At 46.8% G+C, this 16372-nt stretch carries 15 protein-coding genes; all 15 read left to right on the top strand.

From position 1 onward, the window contains the following. The first annotated feature begins 9 nt into the window (after nucleotides 1-9). Nucleotides 10-1899: a DNA mismatch repair endonuclease MutL gene (gene mutL, locus ACPXXB_RS08590; RefSeq protein WP_423906604.1), complete on the top strand. Its 1890-nt coding sequence runs from the start codon at nucleotides 10-12 to the stop codon at nucleotides 1897-1899. 22 nt (nucleotides 1900-1921) lie between these two features. Continuing rightward, complete coding sequence (gene miaA / locus ACPXXB_RS08585) at nucleotides 1922-2839, top strand: tRNA (adenosine(37)-N6)-dimethylallyltransferase MiaA (RefSeq protein WP_423911076.1); 918 nt, start codon at nucleotides 1922-1924, stop codon at nucleotides 2837-2839. Between the two features lie 218 nt (nucleotides 2840-3057). Then, nucleotides 3058-3336 (top strand): RNA chaperone Hfq, encoded by a 279-nt coding sequence (gene hfq, locus ACPXXB_RS08580; RefSeq protein WP_423906601.1) that lies wholly within the window; start codon nucleotides 3058-3060, stop codon nucleotides 3334-3336. Between the two features lie 196 nt (nucleotides 3337-3532). Continuing rightward, the gene (hflX, locus tag ACPXXB_RS08575) at nucleotides 3533-4834 is read left to right on the top strand and encodes a ribosome rescue GTPase HflX (protein WP_423906599.1); all 1302 of its coding nucleotides are present in this window, start codon (nucleotides 3533-3535) and stop codon (nucleotides 4832-4834) included. A 220-nt stretch (nucleotides 4835-5054) separates the two neighbouring features. After that, the gene (gyrA, locus tag ACPXXB_RS08570; RefSeq protein ID WP_423906598.1) at nucleotides 5055-7673 is read left to right on the top strand and encodes a DNA gyrase subunit A; all 2619 of its coding nucleotides are present in this window, start codon (nucleotides 5055-5057) and stop codon (nucleotides 7671-7673) included. Nucleotides 7674-7699: 26 nt separating this feature from the next. Then, nucleotides 7700-8785, top strand: coding sequence for a prephenate dehydratase (pheA, locus tag ACPXXB_RS08565; RefSeq protein ID WP_423906596.1), 1086 nt, complete (start codon nucleotides 7700-7702; stop codon nucleotides 8783-8785). Nucleotides 8786-8847: 62 nt separating this feature from the next. After that, nucleotides 8848-9726, top strand: a complete 879-nt coding sequence (locus tag ACPXXB_RS08560; protein WP_423906593.1) for a prephenate dehydrogenase — start codon at nucleotides 8848-8850, stop codon at nucleotides 9724-9726. Nucleotides 9727-10076: 350 nt separating this feature from the next. Next, nucleotides 10077-10790: an AzlC family ABC transporter permease gene (locus ACPXXB_RS08555; RefSeq protein WP_423906590.1), complete on the top strand. Its 714-nt coding sequence runs from the start codon at nucleotides 10077-10079 to the stop codon at nucleotides 10788-10790. Beyond that, on the top strand, nucleotides 10787-11080 hold the full coding sequence (locus ACPXXB_RS08550) for an AzlD domain-containing protein (protein ID WP_423906587.1): 294 nt from the start codon (nucleotides 10787-10789) through the stop codon (nucleotides 11078-11080). The genes ACPXXB_RS08555 and ACPXXB_RS08550 overlap by 4 nt, the downstream gene beginning before the upstream one ends. A 97-nt stretch (nucleotides 11081-11177) precedes the next feature. Then, nucleotides 11178-11408: a hypothetical protein gene (locus ACPXXB_RS08545; RefSeq protein WP_423906584.1), complete on the top strand. Its 231-nt coding sequence runs from the start codon at nucleotides 11178-11180 to the stop codon at nucleotides 11406-11408. 307 nt (nucleotides 11409-11715) lie between these two features. Next, the gene (aroA, locus tag ACPXXB_RS08540; protein WP_423906582.1) at nucleotides 11716-13059 is read left to right on the top strand and encodes a 3-phosphoshikimate 1-carboxyvinyltransferase; all 1344 of its coding nucleotides are present in this window, start codon (nucleotides 11716-11718) and stop codon (nucleotides 13057-13059) included. Nucleotides 13060-13069: 10 nt separating this feature from the next. Then, the gene (gene cmk, locus ACPXXB_RS08535) at nucleotides 13070-13753 is read left to right on the top strand and encodes a (d)CMP kinase (protein WP_423906579.1); all 684 of its coding nucleotides are present in this window, start codon (nucleotides 13070-13072) and stop codon (nucleotides 13751-13753) included. A 305-nt stretch (nucleotides 13754-14058) separates the two neighbouring features. After that, complete coding sequence (gene rpsA / locus ACPXXB_RS08530; RefSeq protein ID WP_423906577.1) at nucleotides 14059-15735, top strand: 30S ribosomal protein S1; 1677 nt, start codon at nucleotides 14059-14061, stop codon at nucleotides 15733-15735. A 40-nt stretch (nucleotides 15736-15775) separates the two neighbouring features. Continuing rightward, nucleotides 15776-16066, top strand: coding sequence for an integration host factor subunit beta (locus ACPXXB_RS08525; RefSeq protein WP_423911073.1), 291 nt, complete (start codon nucleotides 15776-15778; stop codon nucleotides 16064-16066). A 5-nt stretch (nucleotides 16067-16071) separates the two neighbouring features. After that, nucleotides 16072-16332 (top strand): LapA family protein, encoded by a 261-nt coding sequence (locus ACPXXB_RS08520; protein ID WP_423906575.1) that lies wholly within the window; start codon nucleotides 16072-16074, stop codon nucleotides 16330-16332. Nucleotides 16333-16372: the final 40 nt, after the last annotated feature.

The following is a 16372-nucleotide window of genomic DNA, read 5'->3' as shown; positions in this document are numbered from 1 at the left end:
AACTATTTTATGAAGCATATCCAAACTCAACGTCGAGAAATTTGCCAGCTTGACGACAAATTGATCAATCAAATTGCCGCCGGTGAGGTGGTTGAACGGCCGGCGTCACTATTAAAGGAACTACTTGAAAATAGTATCGACGGCGGTTCTACCCGAATTGAAATTCAGGTAGAACGTGGCGGATTGAAACGAATTTTGGTTAAGGATAATGGCTTTGGAATACCCAAAGAACAACTCGCTTTAGCACTGTCCAGACATGCCACCAGTAAGCTAACAGCAATCGAAGATCTGTTTAGCGTCGGCACGCTGGGATTTCGCGGTGAAGCGCTGCCTAGTATTGCTGCGGTTTCCAGATTGGTATTACAGTCAAAAGTGGCTGAACAGGAAAGCGGCTATGAAATATCCATACATGGCGGAAAGCCGGCATCGTCGCCAAAACCGCTGCCTCATCATCAGGGAACCACAGTCGAAGTTGAGGATTTATTTTATAACACGCCGGCCCGCAGAAAATTTTTGCGTACTGAAAAAACTGAATTGAATCATTGCGACAGTGTCATTCGCAAAATTGCGCTCAGCCACTTTGATGTGGAGATTAGTTTCACTCACGATGGCAAGCAGTCTTTTCATGTCCTGTCGGCGGTCAACGAAATTCAAAGAGAAAAAAGAATTGCCAGCATTTGCGGGAAACCATTTGCCAGCCAATGTATCTACTTTGAAGATGATGTTGAGGTTATGTCATTGAGTGGCTGGATGGGGCTGCCGGTATTTTCAAGGAGCCAACGCGATCTGCAATATTTTTTCGTAAACGGTCGTTCGGTTAGCGATAATCTGGTTGCGCATGCAGTGCGTCGTGCGTACAGCGATGTGCTATACCACGGTCGCCACCCGGCCTTCGTATTATTTTTTACAATAGATCCTAACCTGGTGGATGTTAACGTTCATCCGGCTAAAAGCGAGGTTCGGTTCAGGGAAAGCCGGTCGGTGCATGACTATATTTATCGTACATTGCATCGGACAATTGCACAGCTAACGCCGGAATCCAGTGAGGTTAATTTGCCAACCCCCCAAAATGTTCCAATGGGTTCAAACCAAAAGGGCGGATATGGTTCAGGTGCGGTACAGCAGAATATAAAAATGATGGTTCGGGAGCAGTTGCGGGCCTACCAAACCATGACGCATCTGACCCACGGGGCGACCCACGAGCAACAGGTTCAGAACCATTTTGATACCGGCGACATCAACCAAAAGACACCGCTCCAGTCATGCTCAACTCAACTGTCCGATAACCAAAGTGATCAGGGCATTCCTGCCCCTGGTCCGCCCCTTGGCTATGCCGTGGCACAATTGAAGGGGGTATATATTCTCGCCGAAAACCAGGAAGGATTGATTATGGTTGATATGCATGCTGCCCATGAAAGGATTACTTATGAAATGCTGAAACAGCAAATGGATGATAACCAGATAAACAGCCAGCCGTTGTTGGTGCCCTTGCAGATCAATGTCAGCAACACTGAAGCGGATGCGGCGGAGTCGTTTTGTTCACAATTCAAGGCTCTTGGATTCGAGATTGACAGGATAGGAGAAGAGAAGATAGTGGTTCGCTCGGTAGCGGAGTTATTAATCAGGGCCGACATCGATCGCTTGATTAGAGATGTGCTTTCGGATTTGATCGAGCATGGCAGCAGCGATCGAATTACCGACGCCCAACTCGAAATTTTATCCAGCGTGGCCTGCCACGGTTCCGTTCGCGCTAACCGGAAACTCGAAATCGAAGAAATGAACGCACTGCTGAGGCAAATGGAAACGGTGGAACGCTCGGGGCAATGCAACCACGGACGTCCGACCTGGATGAGCGTTTCATTGAGCGAAATTGATAAGTGGTTTATGCGTGGACGCTGAGCGACCTGCTGTAATTTTCTTGATGGGTGCCACCGCATCAGGAAAAACAGACACGGCGGCGAGGATTTACGATCAATTCAAATGTGAACTGATTAGCGTTGATGCCGCTCAGGTGTATCGGGGCATGGACATCGGCACTGCAAAACCCGATAAAAACTTTCTCGATGCCTATCCCCACCATCTGATAGATGTGCGCAACATCGATGAGCGTTATTCAGCCGCCGAGTTTTGCAAGGATGCAGGCGTTTTGATAAATGACATCCACCAACGAGGCAACACGCCGCTCCTGGTCGGCGGCAGCATGTTTTATTTTTCCGCCCTTGAAAATGGGTTGTCGAATCTTCCTTCTGCGGATTCGGATACCAGAATATTGATCGAAAATGAAATTCGCGAAAAAGGACTTGCGGCACTGCATCAGCAACTGGCGGCCATAGACCCGGATTCGGCCAGGCGCATTTCTCCATCTGATTCGCAGCGGATACAACGGGCCATTGAGTTATATCGATTGACCAATGTTCCGCCGTCCCAATTGACAACGCACTCCAGGCGTTCGGCGCACCTCGGCAGGCTTGAGAATCCTGTTGTTAAAATCACGTTGTTCACCGCAGACCGGAAATTTTTGCACCGGAAAATCGAACAGCGATATTTGCGCATGCTGGACCAAGGCCTGATCGATGAAGTAAAAGCGCTAATCCATGATTTGGAAGATCCGGCAAGCCTGACCGCTATGCGCACGGTGGGCTACCGCCAGGTGTTGGATTACCTGTTTGACAAGGTGAGTCATCAACAAATGGTGGATAATGGAATTGCGGCAACCCGACAATTGGCAAAGCGTCAATTAACCTGGTTGCGCAATCAGTCGAACCTGGTGTGGTTTGATAGTTGTCATCCTAAAACTGTTGACGCCATGCTGGTCTATTTGGGTAGCGTATTTGAATGACAGGAATGCGGTTGAAACTCACCAACAGAAAAGTCGGGTGTTTTCATTTGATAAAGCCTGGCCGTGGGCTTATACTAACAACATAATGGGTTATTTAAATTATAAATGGGGAGCAGCTGATATTCAGATTTATTGCGTCAGGTCTGTTACGGCAGAACCGTATTTGCCGAAGCTGAAACCTCAAATTAATACTACTGACAATAATAAAGGTAATTATAATGGCACAACTAAGAGGAACGGCCTTGCAAGATCCATTTTTGAATGTTTTAAGAAAAGAACGAATCCCGGTATCTATATTTTTAGTAAACGGTATAAAACTTCAAGGGCAAATCGAATCATTTGATCAATTTGTGATTGTATTGCGTAATACTGTCAATCAAATGATTTATAAGCACGCGATTTCAACCATTGTTCCAGCCCGAACCGTGCGCATCGCCCATGAAAACGAACAAGATGACTACAATTCTGAATTTGAAGAAAATCCCGGAAACGATTAACCGGAAACGATTAAATTGTCGCGCATAATGCTTGCTGGCAATTTAAGCGGTACAGGCTAGGATTTGTGTGGCCGAAAAATTTACGCGAAAAATTTAATGGAGATAGCGCGCCCTGTTTAGGTATATAGACCACGGTCGCAGTAACTTCGATCAGACAGAGCGGGCGATTCTGGTGTGCCAGGTTCAGCGACCATATATGGCGGCAGCACATGATAGCGTTCATGATCCTGGGCCACTGAGGGAACTCAGCGATCTGGCAATCTCTGCGGGCGCGGATGTTTGCGGGGTATTTATTGCGGTGCGCGCCAAGCCGGTTGCCGCCACCTTTATGGGCAAGGGGAAAGCCGAAGAATTGGGTGAAATGGCAGCGAATTATCATGCCACCGTGGTGATTTTTGACCACGCTATCAGTCCAGTCCAGGAAAGAAATATTGAACGTATTGTTCAGTGCCGGGTGCTTGATCGTTCTGGTCTTATTCTGGATATTTTCGCGCAAAGAGCCACCTCAAGCGAAGGCAAGCTGCAGGTGGAGCTGGCTCAACTGAAACACCTATCCACCCGTTTGGTTCGAGGCTGGACCCACCTGGAACGGCAAAAAGGCGGTATTGGTCTGCGTGGCCCCGGTGAATCCCAACTGGAGACCGATCGTCGGCTGATAGGCGCGCGAATAAAGACATTAACCGGTCGCCTTGGCAAGGTGGAAGCCCAACGTTCATTGCGTCGGCGGGCGCGTCATCGCACCCCCATTCCCACTGTTTCCCTGGTTGGCTATACCAATGCGGGAAAATCATCGTTATTCAATGCCATAACCGGGTCCGATGTGCGGGTTGAGAATAACTTGTTCACCACTTTGGATGCCACCATGCGGCGTGTGGAATTACCCGGTTTCGGACCAATAGTCCTTTCAGACACCGTTGGTTTCGTGCGCCAATTACCCCATACGCTGGTGGCCGCATTCCATTCCACTTTAGAGGAAGTTGCCAGTGCGACTTGTTTGCTTCTGGTCAGCGATGTGTCTGATCCAGACCATCTGGAGCTCGGCTGCCACGTCCAACAGGTGCTGGATGAAATCGGCGCCAAAGGTATCCCGGTTATTCATGTTAATAACAAAATAGATTTAACCGGAGACACGGTGAAAACAATTCAATATAACGGTCAACAACGGGTCGACAAGATATGGTTGTCCGCTGAAACGGGTGCCGGAGTCGAGTTTGTGCAACAGGCGTTGGCGGCGCTTTTAAGTCAGGAACATCGATATTATTTAATTAACTTAAAACCCCAGGCCGGCGCGCTGCGTTCCAAGTTGTTTACGCGCTGCGAAGTCATTAACGAGGAAGTGGATGAAAGTGGCGCGATCACTATGAAAGTAAAAATGCAGCCGGCCGTGCGCGGGTGGCTGGAATCCCAACGGCAATACGATGGATTGTGGGACCAGATTGCGGATGCAGAGACGGATGCAGCGATTGAGGGCATGACGGATGGTATGACTATAAAGTAGCGGTCGCTGCCACGTAACTCATACCTCCATTTTGTTCTGATTATTCGCTTGTTTGAGTGCGTTTCGCGCACCATATGTGATAAAATTTCGCTTTTAAGCTTTAGCTTTGCCTGACCCTGTTTGCGCTTGATTAAACTCTGAATTTATTTCATAAAATCAATAACTTGTACCTATTTTTAGTTGCCATCCTGAGATCGGCTGGAAACACAATTTCGCCGCTATGATAGAAACGCCATTCGCAAAAGAAATGCTTCCAGCCAATCTGGAAAAAGAGATGCGGCAATCCTACCTCGACTATGCCATGAGCGTCATCGTCGGGCGTGCCTTGCCCGATATTCGCGACGGACTAAAACCGGTTCATCGCCGGGTGTTGTACGCCATGTTCGTCCTTGGAAATGACTGGAATAAGGCCTATAAAAAGTCTGCTCGGGTGGTCGGGGATGTCATCGGCAAGTATCATCCTCACGGAGATACGGCGGTTTATGACACCATTGTTCGCATGGCACAGAATTTTTCCATGCGCTATATGCTGGTCGATGGCCAGGGTAACTTTGGTTCGGTGGACGGCGATTCGCCGGCGGCAATGCGCTACACTGAAATTCGATTGGCACGTATTTCACACGAATTACTCGCTGATCTTGATAAACAGACCGTGGATTTTGGCCCGAACTACGATGAGACGGAAACTCAGCCTCTGGTTTTGCCGACCCGGGTGCCAAACTTGTTGGTCAATGGTTCTACCGGTATCGCGGTGGGAATGGCAACAAACATTCCGCCGCATAATCTTGGCGAGACGATTGATGCCTGTTTTGCGCTGATGGATAACAGCGACATCAGCATTGCGGAATTAATGGAGTATATGCCTGGCCCGGATTTCCCGACCGCCGGAATCATCAATGGCCATGGTGGAATCAGGCAAGCCTATGAAACCGGGCGAGGCCGAATTTATGTGCGTGCGCGTACCGAAATCGAAACCAGCAGTAGCGGTCGTGAGGCAATCATTGTCCATGAGTTGCCTTATCAGGTGAACAAGGCCAGATTGATGGAAAAAATTGCCGAGTTGGTTAAGAACAAAAAAATTGAAGGCATTTCCGCCATACGCGATGAATCCGATAAATCAGGCATGCGCATGGTGGTTGAAATAAAAAGGGGTGAACAGTCGGAAGTGGTTTTGAATAATTTGTACAAGCAAACCAAGTTGCAAACCGTATTCGGCATCAACATGGTGGCGTTGAGCAAAAATCAACCCAATGTGTTTAACCTTAAGGAAATACTAACTGAATTCACCAAGCACCGCAGAGAAGTCGTTACCCGCAGAACGGTATTTGAACTCAGAAAAGCTCGCGGCCGCGCACATCTTCTCGAAGGTCTTGCGGTCGCGCTAACCAATATAGATCCTGTTATTGCGATGATTAAAGCCGCCCAAACCCCGGCCCAAGCAAAGGAAAATCTACTGAGCAAAACCTGGGAATCGGGTGCGGTGGCTGAAATGCTGTCAGGCAGGGATATAAATTTATCCCGTCCAGACGACCTGGATAAAAAGTATGGCATGACAGAGGCAGGCTATCAAATGTCGCCGCAACAGGCTCAGGCAATCCTGGATATGCGGCTGCATCGACTGACCGGTCTCGAACAGGAAAAAATTCACAAGGAATATGCTGCAATCATCGATGAAATTTTGGCATTGCTGGAAATTCTAAGCAACCCGGATCGATTAGTGGAAGTGATTCGGGAAGAATTACAGGATATTCGCGATCGCTATAATGATGCGCGCCGCACGGAAATTATTGAGGGTGAGATCGATTTATCCATGGAAGATTTAATTCCCGAAGCAGAAGTGGTGGTCACCATCTCCCACGAAGGTTATGCGAAGTCACAGCCGGTCTCGGATTACAGCACACAAAAACGAGGCGGCAAAGGCAGGATCGCTACCCGAACCAAAGAAGAAGATTTTGTGAGTCGAATGTTTGTGGCGAATTCCCATGACACTATATTGTGTTTTTCCAATATGGGCAAGGTCTATTGGCTGAGGGTGTTCCAACTTCCGCAAGCCGGGCGTCAGGCCCGTGGCAAGCCATTAGTCAATCTACTGCCCTTGAATGCAGACGAACAAGTAACCGCAATACTGCCGATCAAGGGTTATGAAGAGGGGGTAAATATTCTTATGGCGACGGCCTTGGGCATTATTAAAAAATGCCGCTTAAATGATTTTTCTCGACCCCGAAGCAATGGAATCATTGCGGTAAATCTACAGCAGGATGATCACTTGATAGGCGTTGCTTTAACCACTGGCATTGAAGATCTTCTGTTAATTAGCGATGCGGGAAAAGCTTCACGGTTTTCGGAAAATGATATCCGAATGGTGGGGCGCACGGCAAAAGGGGTAAGGGGGATGCGTTTGGATAAAGGTCAAAATGTCATTTCATTGATGGTGTTGCCCGCGGCAAATGTCAGCGAGGCAAATGGTAGCGGTGAACAAGCTGTCTCGGAGTCGGCAATTCTGGCTTGCACAATACATGGCTACGGAAAGCGCACTCTGATTTCAGATTTTCCTCGTAAAAACCGGGGCGGCAAGGGCGTTATCGCTATAAAAACGTCCGGTCGAAATGGCATAGTTGTAAGCGCGCACATCGTTAATGAATCCGATGAAGTTATGTTGATCACCGATGGTGGTATCCTGATTCGTACCGAGGTTGCGGAAATTTCGGTCCTGAGTAGAAATACCCAGGGAGTAAGATTGATTTCACTGAAAAATAACGAAAGATTGGTCAGCGTAAGTAAAGTTGAGGATGTCGATACCGATGAAGAAGAACCGCATCAAGAAACGCCCATTCATTGAGGCTTCAACCAATAGCAGGCTAAACCTTGACCAAAGAAACCAATAAGAAACTTAACGCTTTCCGGAATAATATCGACAAAATCGATGTGCATATCCTTCGATTAATGAATCAGCGGTTAAGCGCCGCGCAATCTATTGCTCAAATCAAAACCACATTGATGCTGCCGGCATTTTACCGACCGGAACGGGAAGCCCAGGTTCTGAGTCGATTGCGAAATTTGAATGACGGATTGTTGCAGGATAGTTCTCTGGAATCATTGTTCAGGGAAATTATGTCCATTACCAGGGGCATCGAGGCAGGGTTATCGGTTTCTGTACTGGGCCCGGCTGGCACTTATACCGAAGCCGCCGCTCGACACCATTTCGGCAGCGCCATCGCCATTGTCGATTTCCCTACCATCAATGAGATTTTTAGGGCGACTGAAACCGGGCACACCAATTTTTCTGTGGTGCCGGTTGAAAATTCGACTGAAGGCGGAGTGACCGGGACGCTGGACCGTCTGGTGAACACACCGCTAACCATCTGCGGTGAAATTAATTTACAGATTCATCATAATTTGCTGAGTATTGAGAATGACCTCAGGCAGGTAAAAAAAATATATGCACATACCCAGTCTTTGGGGCAATGCAAACGCTGGATAGATAAAAATTGTTCTCAAGCGGAATTAATCCCGGCCAGCAGTAATGCGGATGCGGCTAAAAGAGTGACTACGGAAAAATCCGCCGCCGCCATTGCTGGCGCTGTCGCTGCGGAACGGTACAAGTTAAAAATTGTAGCGGCAAACATTGAGGATGAATCCGGTAACACCACCCGGTTTTTAGTATTGTCCAACCGCGCCACACCACCGAGCGGTAATGATAAAACCAGTTTGTTGTTGTCCTGCCGAAGTCGCCCCGGCGCATTGCTGCATTTATTGCAACCTTTGCTGGATGGGCAGATTGACATGACCAAAATTGAATCCAGGCCCTCCAAATTTGGACTCTGGGACTATGTCTTTTTTATTGATATTTTGGGACATCAAGAAGAAAAACATGTGGCAAAGGCGTTGGCAGAACTAAAAGTCGAGGCCGGCTTGTTTAAGAATCTCGGTTCTTATCCCGCATCTGTTTAATTTCAATATCCCGACCAATATTCCGGCCAATAACCTGGACTGAACTTTTGAACGGACAATCGTTGAATCATATTCAGACTCTTGCTATTGTTGGCGTCGGCTTGCTTGGCGGCTCCCTGGCAATGGCATTGAAGCAGGCTGGTGCAGTCGGTCGGGTCATCGGCGTAGGACGCTCGCGGGTGAATTTGGACACGGCACTGTCGCTCGGGGCGATCGACGAAATCCAGTCCGATCTGCAACAGGCAGTTGGCCACGCCGATGTTATTGTGCTGGCAACGCCGGTCAATACCATCGCCGAACTTTTCGCAATCATTGCGCCGATGATGGATGACAACAAAATTGTTACTGATGTGGGCAGTGTTAAGAGCGGGATCGTTGAGCAGGCTAAACGCGCATTGGGAAACCGATTTAACCGCTTTGTAGCGGGTCACCCGGTTGCTGGGAAGGAAAAATCGGGTATCGCGGCTGCAACCGCTGATTTATTCGAAAATCACAAGGTTATTCTGACTCCAACTGAAGAAACTGATTCTGAAGCATGTCTGGCCATTAAGAAAATGTGGCAGACCACCGGTGCCGAAGTGAAATCGATGACTGTATCGGAGCACGACCGAATATTATCGATCACCAGTCACCTGCCGCATGTATTGGCTTATGTGATGATGAATTTTCTGTCCACTTCTCCAGAATCGGAACGCTGTTACGAGATGGCAGCGGGCGGTTTTTATGATTTTACCCGCACCGCATCCAGCGACCCTGAAATGTGGCGCGACATTTCGATAATGAATAAGCGCCATTTACTCGAACACATTGAGAAGTTTAAAAAGCGACTGGATAACGTCGCCACAATGATTGATGCGGGCGAACAAAAGGCAATCGAAGATTTGTATGCTTCAGCGAAACGCGCACGCGCTCTGGTTACGGAAAAACGAAAGTTTGAATAAACGCGGATACTCGAACAAGATGAGCACCCCGATGAAGTGGGGTAGTGAGTCTATCGGGATTTAATAGTGATCCTGGATAATGCGCGCGTTATTGAACAGCAAGGGACGTTAAGTTGTTTTCTGGGGGCGGCAAATTAATTTCTGTACTGTAATTTGATTTTGCGCTGTTTAAATGTAATATTATGCAGTGTTTGCGGAATTGGTTCCGTAACGTGATGACTTTCTGATGAATGTTTTGACCGATGAAGGTATTTATTTAATCGGTCCTAATAATGCAAACACGCCTAAAATGAATGTGATGAGGAATAGCAGCGCTAATTGCCCATGCCTCGACTGAGGTTGAATTACGCATGACCAATCAAAAAACATTTTCAAGAATTATGCCTGTTGTGTTAGCGCTTTCTCCGATTGGGTTTCTTTTTGGAATTCTCGCGGGTCAGGCGGACTGGAGTTTTTTGGATATTTTTTTTATGAGTTTGATCGGGTTTACAGGAAGCGGGCAATTTACCTATCTAGGCTTTGCCCACCCAGACAACGAGCATATTGAATACTTTACGGTGTTTTTAATCATTCTAGGCATCAATCTCAGATATATTCCGATGTCGCTATCCGCTTCCAGTTCCATTTCTGGCAGCGCTTTCATAAAAATGGTTTTGTCGCACTGGCTTGCCGATGAGTCATATGCGGTGGAACGAAAAGAAGACAGCACCAAAGAAAAAACGATTATACGGCTATCGGTCGTGGTTTTCTGGACGCTATCCACATCATGCGGGGTCCTGCTGTCGGGCGTTCTGCCAATGACCGCCAAAGAAATTTTGACCGGGCTGACATTTCCAATCAGCGCAATTTTAATACTTTTGAGTTTGGATAATATTTTTGCGTTTATTGACGAGAGACGCGCCAAACATACTTTTAATTATCGAAAGTTGTGCGCGGTGGCGGTGTGCTTTGGCGTATCAGTATTGTGCATCGTATTCATTGGCCCCAAGTATTTCTGGCTTCCCAGCATCGCAGTTAGTTACATCATACTGAGCAGATACGCTGGAACACGAGTGGAAGCATGAATGAGAGCCGCGTTGTCATTGGCATCGTTATATTATTCGGCATAAGCTTTATTGTCAGGGTTTTACCCGCATTTGTTTCTTTTGATTTTTCTGATAAGACACAAAATAACATAAAAACAATCCTGCCGATTGCGGTCTTTGTTAATCTAATGATTTATTGCATAAATCAAGAAATCACGCACGACTTATATCCTGCGATTATTTCCATAGCCGCGCTTGTCTTGATATTCAAACCATTGGGGCTGCTGTGGAGCATAGTCATTGGAACGGTCTTGTATGTGTCTTTGTAGAAAGAATTACAGGGTCAAGTTTCGCAATTCACACTCGCCACATTCACTACTGGATAGACTTGGGTGGTTTTAAACTGGTTCCAGCCCTGCTCAAATTATGCCAATCTGGGAAAATGAAAAACATCCGGACAACAACCAAGAACAACCCAAACTGTCCTGCAAACAAACCGCCCAACGCGCATTTGCAGACTTGCTTGTGGTAGAGCATAAAAAAATCGTGGGTTGGTGTGAGGCACGAACCCCAACAAATTTTGCTGAACCATTGGCGAGCAAGAACAAGGGGCGGCAGCTGTTTTTTCACAGAAAAATTAATGAAGGGAATTTATAAAAAATGACGTTGTTTGTAAGTTTGATCAGGTACTTTTGAATCAGGCAAAGGGTTCATCGTATTTAAACCTGGTGTATTAAAACCTGGCGCATTAGAACCTGGCGCATTAGAACGACCAAAAATAAAAGCGTTGTGAGTGGCTTATCAGAGGCGGAACAAGATGCCCATCAGGGGCGTCAATAAATCGTGTTCTGACTTGCCGAAGATCACTATATTATTGAACGAATGAGTTACATCACACGACTAACCTGTGTTAAAAGGTTTTCGGCCCACCTCTGAGAACGTCGTTGCATATGAAATTTTTGCCATGAAATTTTTGGTCAGTCCTTGTTCCGGCCTGCAAGGTCGAATCAAAGTTTCCGGGGATAAATCAATTTCACACCGTGCGGTAATTTTCGGCGCCATTGCCAATGGCGTGACTCGGGTCTCAGGCATATTGGAAGGCGAGGACGTGCTGGCGACCATTCAAGCATTTCGTGCAATGGGGATTAACATTGCCCGAGCAAGCAACCAACCTGATGACAACAATTACGAAATTCAGGGCAACGGTTTGCACGGTCTGGCGCAACCCGTCGGCAGTCTTGACCTGGGCAATTCCGGCACCGCATTGCGGTTATTAACGGGATTGCTTTGCGCACAGCCCTGGTCAACTACGCTGAGGGGCGATGACTCACTGAACCAACGACCTATGGGAAGAATAATCGACCCGCTCATGCGCATGGGTGCGCATATTGAATCCGCAGACGGCAAACCGCCGTTGAACATTACTGCGGTTGAGCCGCGCACTAATCCGCTTCGGGGGATTGAATACGCCACGCCAATGGCTTCGGCGCAGGTGAAATCCGCCATCCTGCTGGCCGGGTTATACGCCAAAGGTCGCACTTCGGTTATCGAAACGGCAACCACTCGGGATCATACCGAGCGTATGCTGGAAGGGTTTGGCTACTCAGTGCTAAAGATTGATCAAAAAATCAGCCGAAAAATCGAGCATATGGTAACTATTCAAGGCGGAGGAGAATTGTTTGCCCGTGAAATAGAAGTTCCCGCGGATTTATCTTCGGCGGCATTTTTCATTCTGGCGGCATTGATAACACCAAAAAGCGAGTTGGTTTTGCAACGGGTAGGGGTGAATCCCAGCCGTGCGGGTGTTTTGGATGTTTTACAACGCATGGGCGGCCAGATTGAACTGCAAAATCAATCCGATGTCGGAGGCGAGCCGATTGCCGATATAGTGGTCAGGAGCTCCAAATTACAAGGTTGTGATGTCGGCGGAAATGATATTGCGTTGGCTATCGATGAAATTTCGGTGATCGCAGTGGCGGCCGCCTGTGCCGTCGGTGTCACTCGAATTTCTGATGCTGAGGAATTACGGGTTAAAGAAAGCGACCGTATTCATTGTCTGGTAAATGGTCTTAAAGCGCTGGGCATAAACGTCAAGGAGAATTCTGACGGCATGGTTATCGAGGGAGGGAAACTAACTGGCGGGCGAGTGCAAAGTTGTGGTGATCACCGCATAGCCATGGCTTTTTCGATAGCGGGTGCGGCAGCGCTGGACTATGTTGAAGTTTTAGATTGTAACAATGTGGCAACCTCTTTTCCAAATTTTTACCAACTGGCGAATCAAGCTGGAATAAACATTGCGGTCCACTGAAACAAATTTAATGACAGCAAAAATGAATTGCGCGCCTGTGGTTGCAATCGATGGGCCAAGTGGTTCGGGCAAAGGCACGATAGCTTTGGCGGTGGCACGACAACTGGGCTGGCATTATCTTGATAGCGGCGCCCTCTACCGGGTGATCGGGTATGTTGCTGCAAAGAATAATATTAATCTCGAAGATGAAACGGAATTAATTGGACTGGCAGACAACCTGGATATTGAGTTCAGGAATGGTTCTGTTTGGTTATGCGGTGAACAAATAGGGGATGAAATTCGCACTGAAGAAGCGGGAAAACGAGCATCAATGGTCGCACCGATTCGCAGTGTTCGGGAAAAACTGCTGATCTGGCAAAGAAGCCGGGCACAGTCTCCCGGTTTAGTGGCGGATGGCAGGGATATGGGAAGCGTGGTATTTCCCAATGCAACCTGTAAAATATTCCTGACCGCCGGTGCCGAGGCGCGTGCACAAAGGCGTTTCAGGCAGTTGAGAGACAAAGGTTTTGATGTTAATATCTCACAGCTTTTTAAGGAAATATCTGAACGCGATGCGCGTGATGCGAATCGGGTAATTTCTCCGTTAAAACCTGCCGAAGATGCGGTTATGTTGGATACAACAAATTTGAATATTGAAGTTGTTGTCTCACAAGTAATGACACTGGTACGCAGCGCGATTAAACAAATGACATAAATGGCTATAAATTGACTGAAAACATACCGAGTTCAATTAAAGTCAGTCGAAAGGCAAAGGCGAATAGTCCCTGATAACATCTTTTCCGTAAGATGTGCTTTTGGATTATTTTTTATTTAACAATTAACTATTTTTTACTACGTCTCCTATCGTTATTACCGCTCATTAATGACGTTCGTTATGACAAACGAACACTTACAATTCTATCAAGATAACTCCTCTAACTATTTGATAGTATGAAACAATAATTTTTCAATGGTGAGTTTGAATGGGTAATGATATGGGAATAGGCGTAATTATTTATTATGACTGAAAATTTTGCGGCGTTATTAGAAGAAAGTTTGGCGAATGTCGTCATGCGACCCGGTGAGGTGATTGTCGGGGATGTAGTGGAAGCGAATGATGACTATGTTATCGTTAGTGCGGGGTTAAAATCAGATGCGGAAATTCCCGCCTATGAATTCAAGAATGCAGCAGGCGAACTTACTGTTAAAGTGGGTGATCAAGTTGAAGTTGCCCTGGAAGCGGTGGAAGACGGCACTGGCTGTACCACAATGTCACGGGAACGCGCCATGTGTGCCCGCGCATGGATTGAACTTGCCAAAGCACAGGAAGAGGGCGAAATAATCCGCGGTATTATTACCGGCAAGGTTAAAGGTGGATTTACTGTTGATGTGAGTGGATTACGTGCATTTTTACCCGGTTCCTTGGTGGATGTGCGCCCGGTTAAAGATTCCGCCAATATCGAAGGTCGGGAACTCGACTTTAAGGTTATTAGCCTCGATCAAGCGCGCAATAATATCGTCGTTTCAAGACGTGCTATTGTTGAAAATGAACTCAACGAAGAACGCGAAAAACTGCTCGATACCCTTGAAGAAGGGCAAGTGGTCAAAGGTGTCGTTAAAAATTTGACCGGCTATGGTGCGTTCGTGAATTTAGGCGGTTTGGATGGACTGCTGCATATAACTGACCTGGCTTGGAAACGGGTTAAACATCCATCGGAAGTATTGACCGTTGGTGATGAAATCGAAACTCGAGTGCTTAAATTTGACAAGGCACAATGTCGGGTATCGCTTGGATTAAAACAGTTGGGCGAAGATCCCTGGGTGGATTTAGTCCGTCGCTACCCGGTAAAGACCAGAATATTTGGCAAGGTTACTAATCTTACTGACTACGGTGCATTTGTCGAGTTGGAAGAAGGCGTCGAAGGTTTGGTACATCTTTCCGAAATGGATTGGACCAACAAAAATATCCATCCTGGTAAAATTTGTCATGTTGGCGATGAAGTGGAAGCGATGATTCTTGCTATTGATCCGGAAAGACGCCGAATTTCTCTGGGCATGAAACAGTGCAACCTTAACCCCTGGGAAGAGTTTGCATTGTCCCACAAAAAAGGTGACATAATTACTGGAAATATCCGCTCAAAAACGGATTTCGGTATATTTATTGGTGTACAAGGTGGTATTGATGGTTTGGTTCACCTTTCTGACCTGGCTTGGGGAAAAACCGGTGAAGAAGCCGTTGCCGATTATAAGAAAGGGGACGCACTAACCGTTATGGTACTTGCTGTTGATGCCGAACGGGAAAGAATTTCTCTCGGTCTCAAACAAGTAACCGAGGATCTTTTTTTGGGTTATGTCACGGAAAACGGTAAAGGCAGCACGGTAAAAGGCGTGATTAAAGAGGTCTCCGCCAAAGGCGCGACCGTTGAGCTCATTCCTGATGTTGAGGGCTATCTCAGGGCTTCGGAAATTTCCCGGGAGCGGGTGGATGATGCACGCACCGTGCTTAAGGAAGGTGACAAAATTGAAGCCAAAATTACCAGCATTGAGCGTAAAGATCGTAAGATATCCTTGTCTATCAAAGTGCGTGATCTGGAAATCGAAGATGAGGCTGCTCAGGAATATTCTCGAGAATCTAATATCAGTGGAACTACATTAGGTGATAAACTGAAAGAACAATTAGATAAACAGTCTTTTTGATATGTCTGCCGGTCACGAAAATCAGTTAGAACAACCAAGGCTGACTAAATCAGAGTTAGTCGCTTATCTTACTTCCGAGCAACCGCAACTTTCTGAGACCGATGTCGAGTTGGCGGTCAGTAGCATATTGGAGCGCATGGCCACTGCTTTAGCCAATGGTGAGCGGATTGAAATTCGGGGATTTGGCAGCATGACGTTGCATTATCGACCGCCACGGGTCGGGCGCAATCCAAAAACCGGCGAAAAGGTGGATGTGCCTGAAAAATACGTACCACACTTTAAACCCGGTGCAAACTTGCGAAAACGGGTAAATAGTGGAAACTCTACATAATTAACATGATAAAACTCTTGTATGTCATTGTTATTATTATCACGGTTTTTATTGGTCTGACCTTCACATATATGAATAGCCAAATGGTGGAGCTCAAGTATTTATCTTTCCGCAAAGAAATCAATTTGGCCCTGCTGTTGATTTGCACACTAACATTAGGTGTTTTTGCTGGTTTTTTTGCCAGCTTGCTGTCATCCCTGAAAGTACGACGCAACTTGTCAAAAGTTAAAAAAGAGCTTAAAAACCTGGAATCTTCAAGTCTGTAATTTAGGTCTAATCCTGAGGCATGTAACTCGCGTTTATAAT

It is taken from the genome of Candidatus Spongiihabitans sp. (genome assembly GCF_965237845.1).
Lineage (GTDB): Bacteria > Pseudomonadota > Gammaproteobacteria > Arenicellales > Poriferihabitantaceae > Spongiihabitans.
The sequence above is the reverse complement of the archived record's forward strand: the minus strand, read 5'-3'. Positions and strand labels throughout refer to the sequence as shown.

Excerpts from the sequence above, each read along its gene's own strand:
- cmk (WP_423906579.1), top strand. The coding sequence starts at position 13,070 with ATGACAGCAAAAATGAATTGCGCGCCTGTGGTTGCAATCGATGGGCCA.
- ACPXXB_RS08520 (WP_423906575.1), top strand. The coding sequence starts at position 16,072 with ATGATAAAACTCTTGTATGTCATTGTTATTATTATCACGGTTTTTATT.
- ACPXXB_RS08545 (WP_423906584.1), top strand. The coding sequence starts at position 11,178 with ATGCCAATCTGGGAAAATGAAAAACATCCGGACAACAACCAAGAACAA.
- gyrA (WP_423906598.1), top strand. The coding sequence starts at position 5,055 with ATGATAGAAACGCCATTCGCAAAAGAAATGCTTCCAGCCAATCTGGAA.
- mutL (WP_423906604.1), top strand. The coding sequence starts at position 10 with ATGAAGCATATCCAAACTCAACGTCGAGAAATTTGCCAGCTTGACGAC.
- rpsA (WP_423906577.1), top strand. The coding sequence starts at position 14,059 with ATGACTGAAAATTTTGCGGCGTTATTAGAAGAAAGTTTGGCGAATGTC.
- miaA (WP_423911076.1), top strand. The coding sequence starts at position 1,922 with ATGGGTGCCACCGCATCAGGAAAAACAGACACGGCGGCGAGGATTTAC.
- ACPXXB_RS08550 (WP_423906587.1), top strand. The coding sequence starts at position 10,787 with ATGAATGAGAGCCGCGTTGTCATTGGCATCGTTATATTATTCGGCATA.
- hfq (WP_423906601.1), top strand. The coding sequence starts at position 3,058 with ATGGCACAACTAAGAGGAACGGCCTTGCAAGATCCATTTTTGAATGTT.
- ACPXXB_RS08555 (WP_423906590.1), top strand. The coding sequence starts at position 10,077 with ATGACCAATCAAAAAACATTTTCAAGAATTATGCCTGTTGTGTTAGCG.
- hflX (WP_423906599.1), top strand. The coding sequence starts at position 3,533 with ATGGCGGCAGCACATGATAGCGTTCATGATCCTGGGCCACTGAGGGAA.
- aroA (WP_423906582.1), top strand. The coding sequence starts at position 11,716 with ATGAAATTTTTGGTCAGTCCTTGTTCCGGCCTGCAAGGTCGAATCAAA.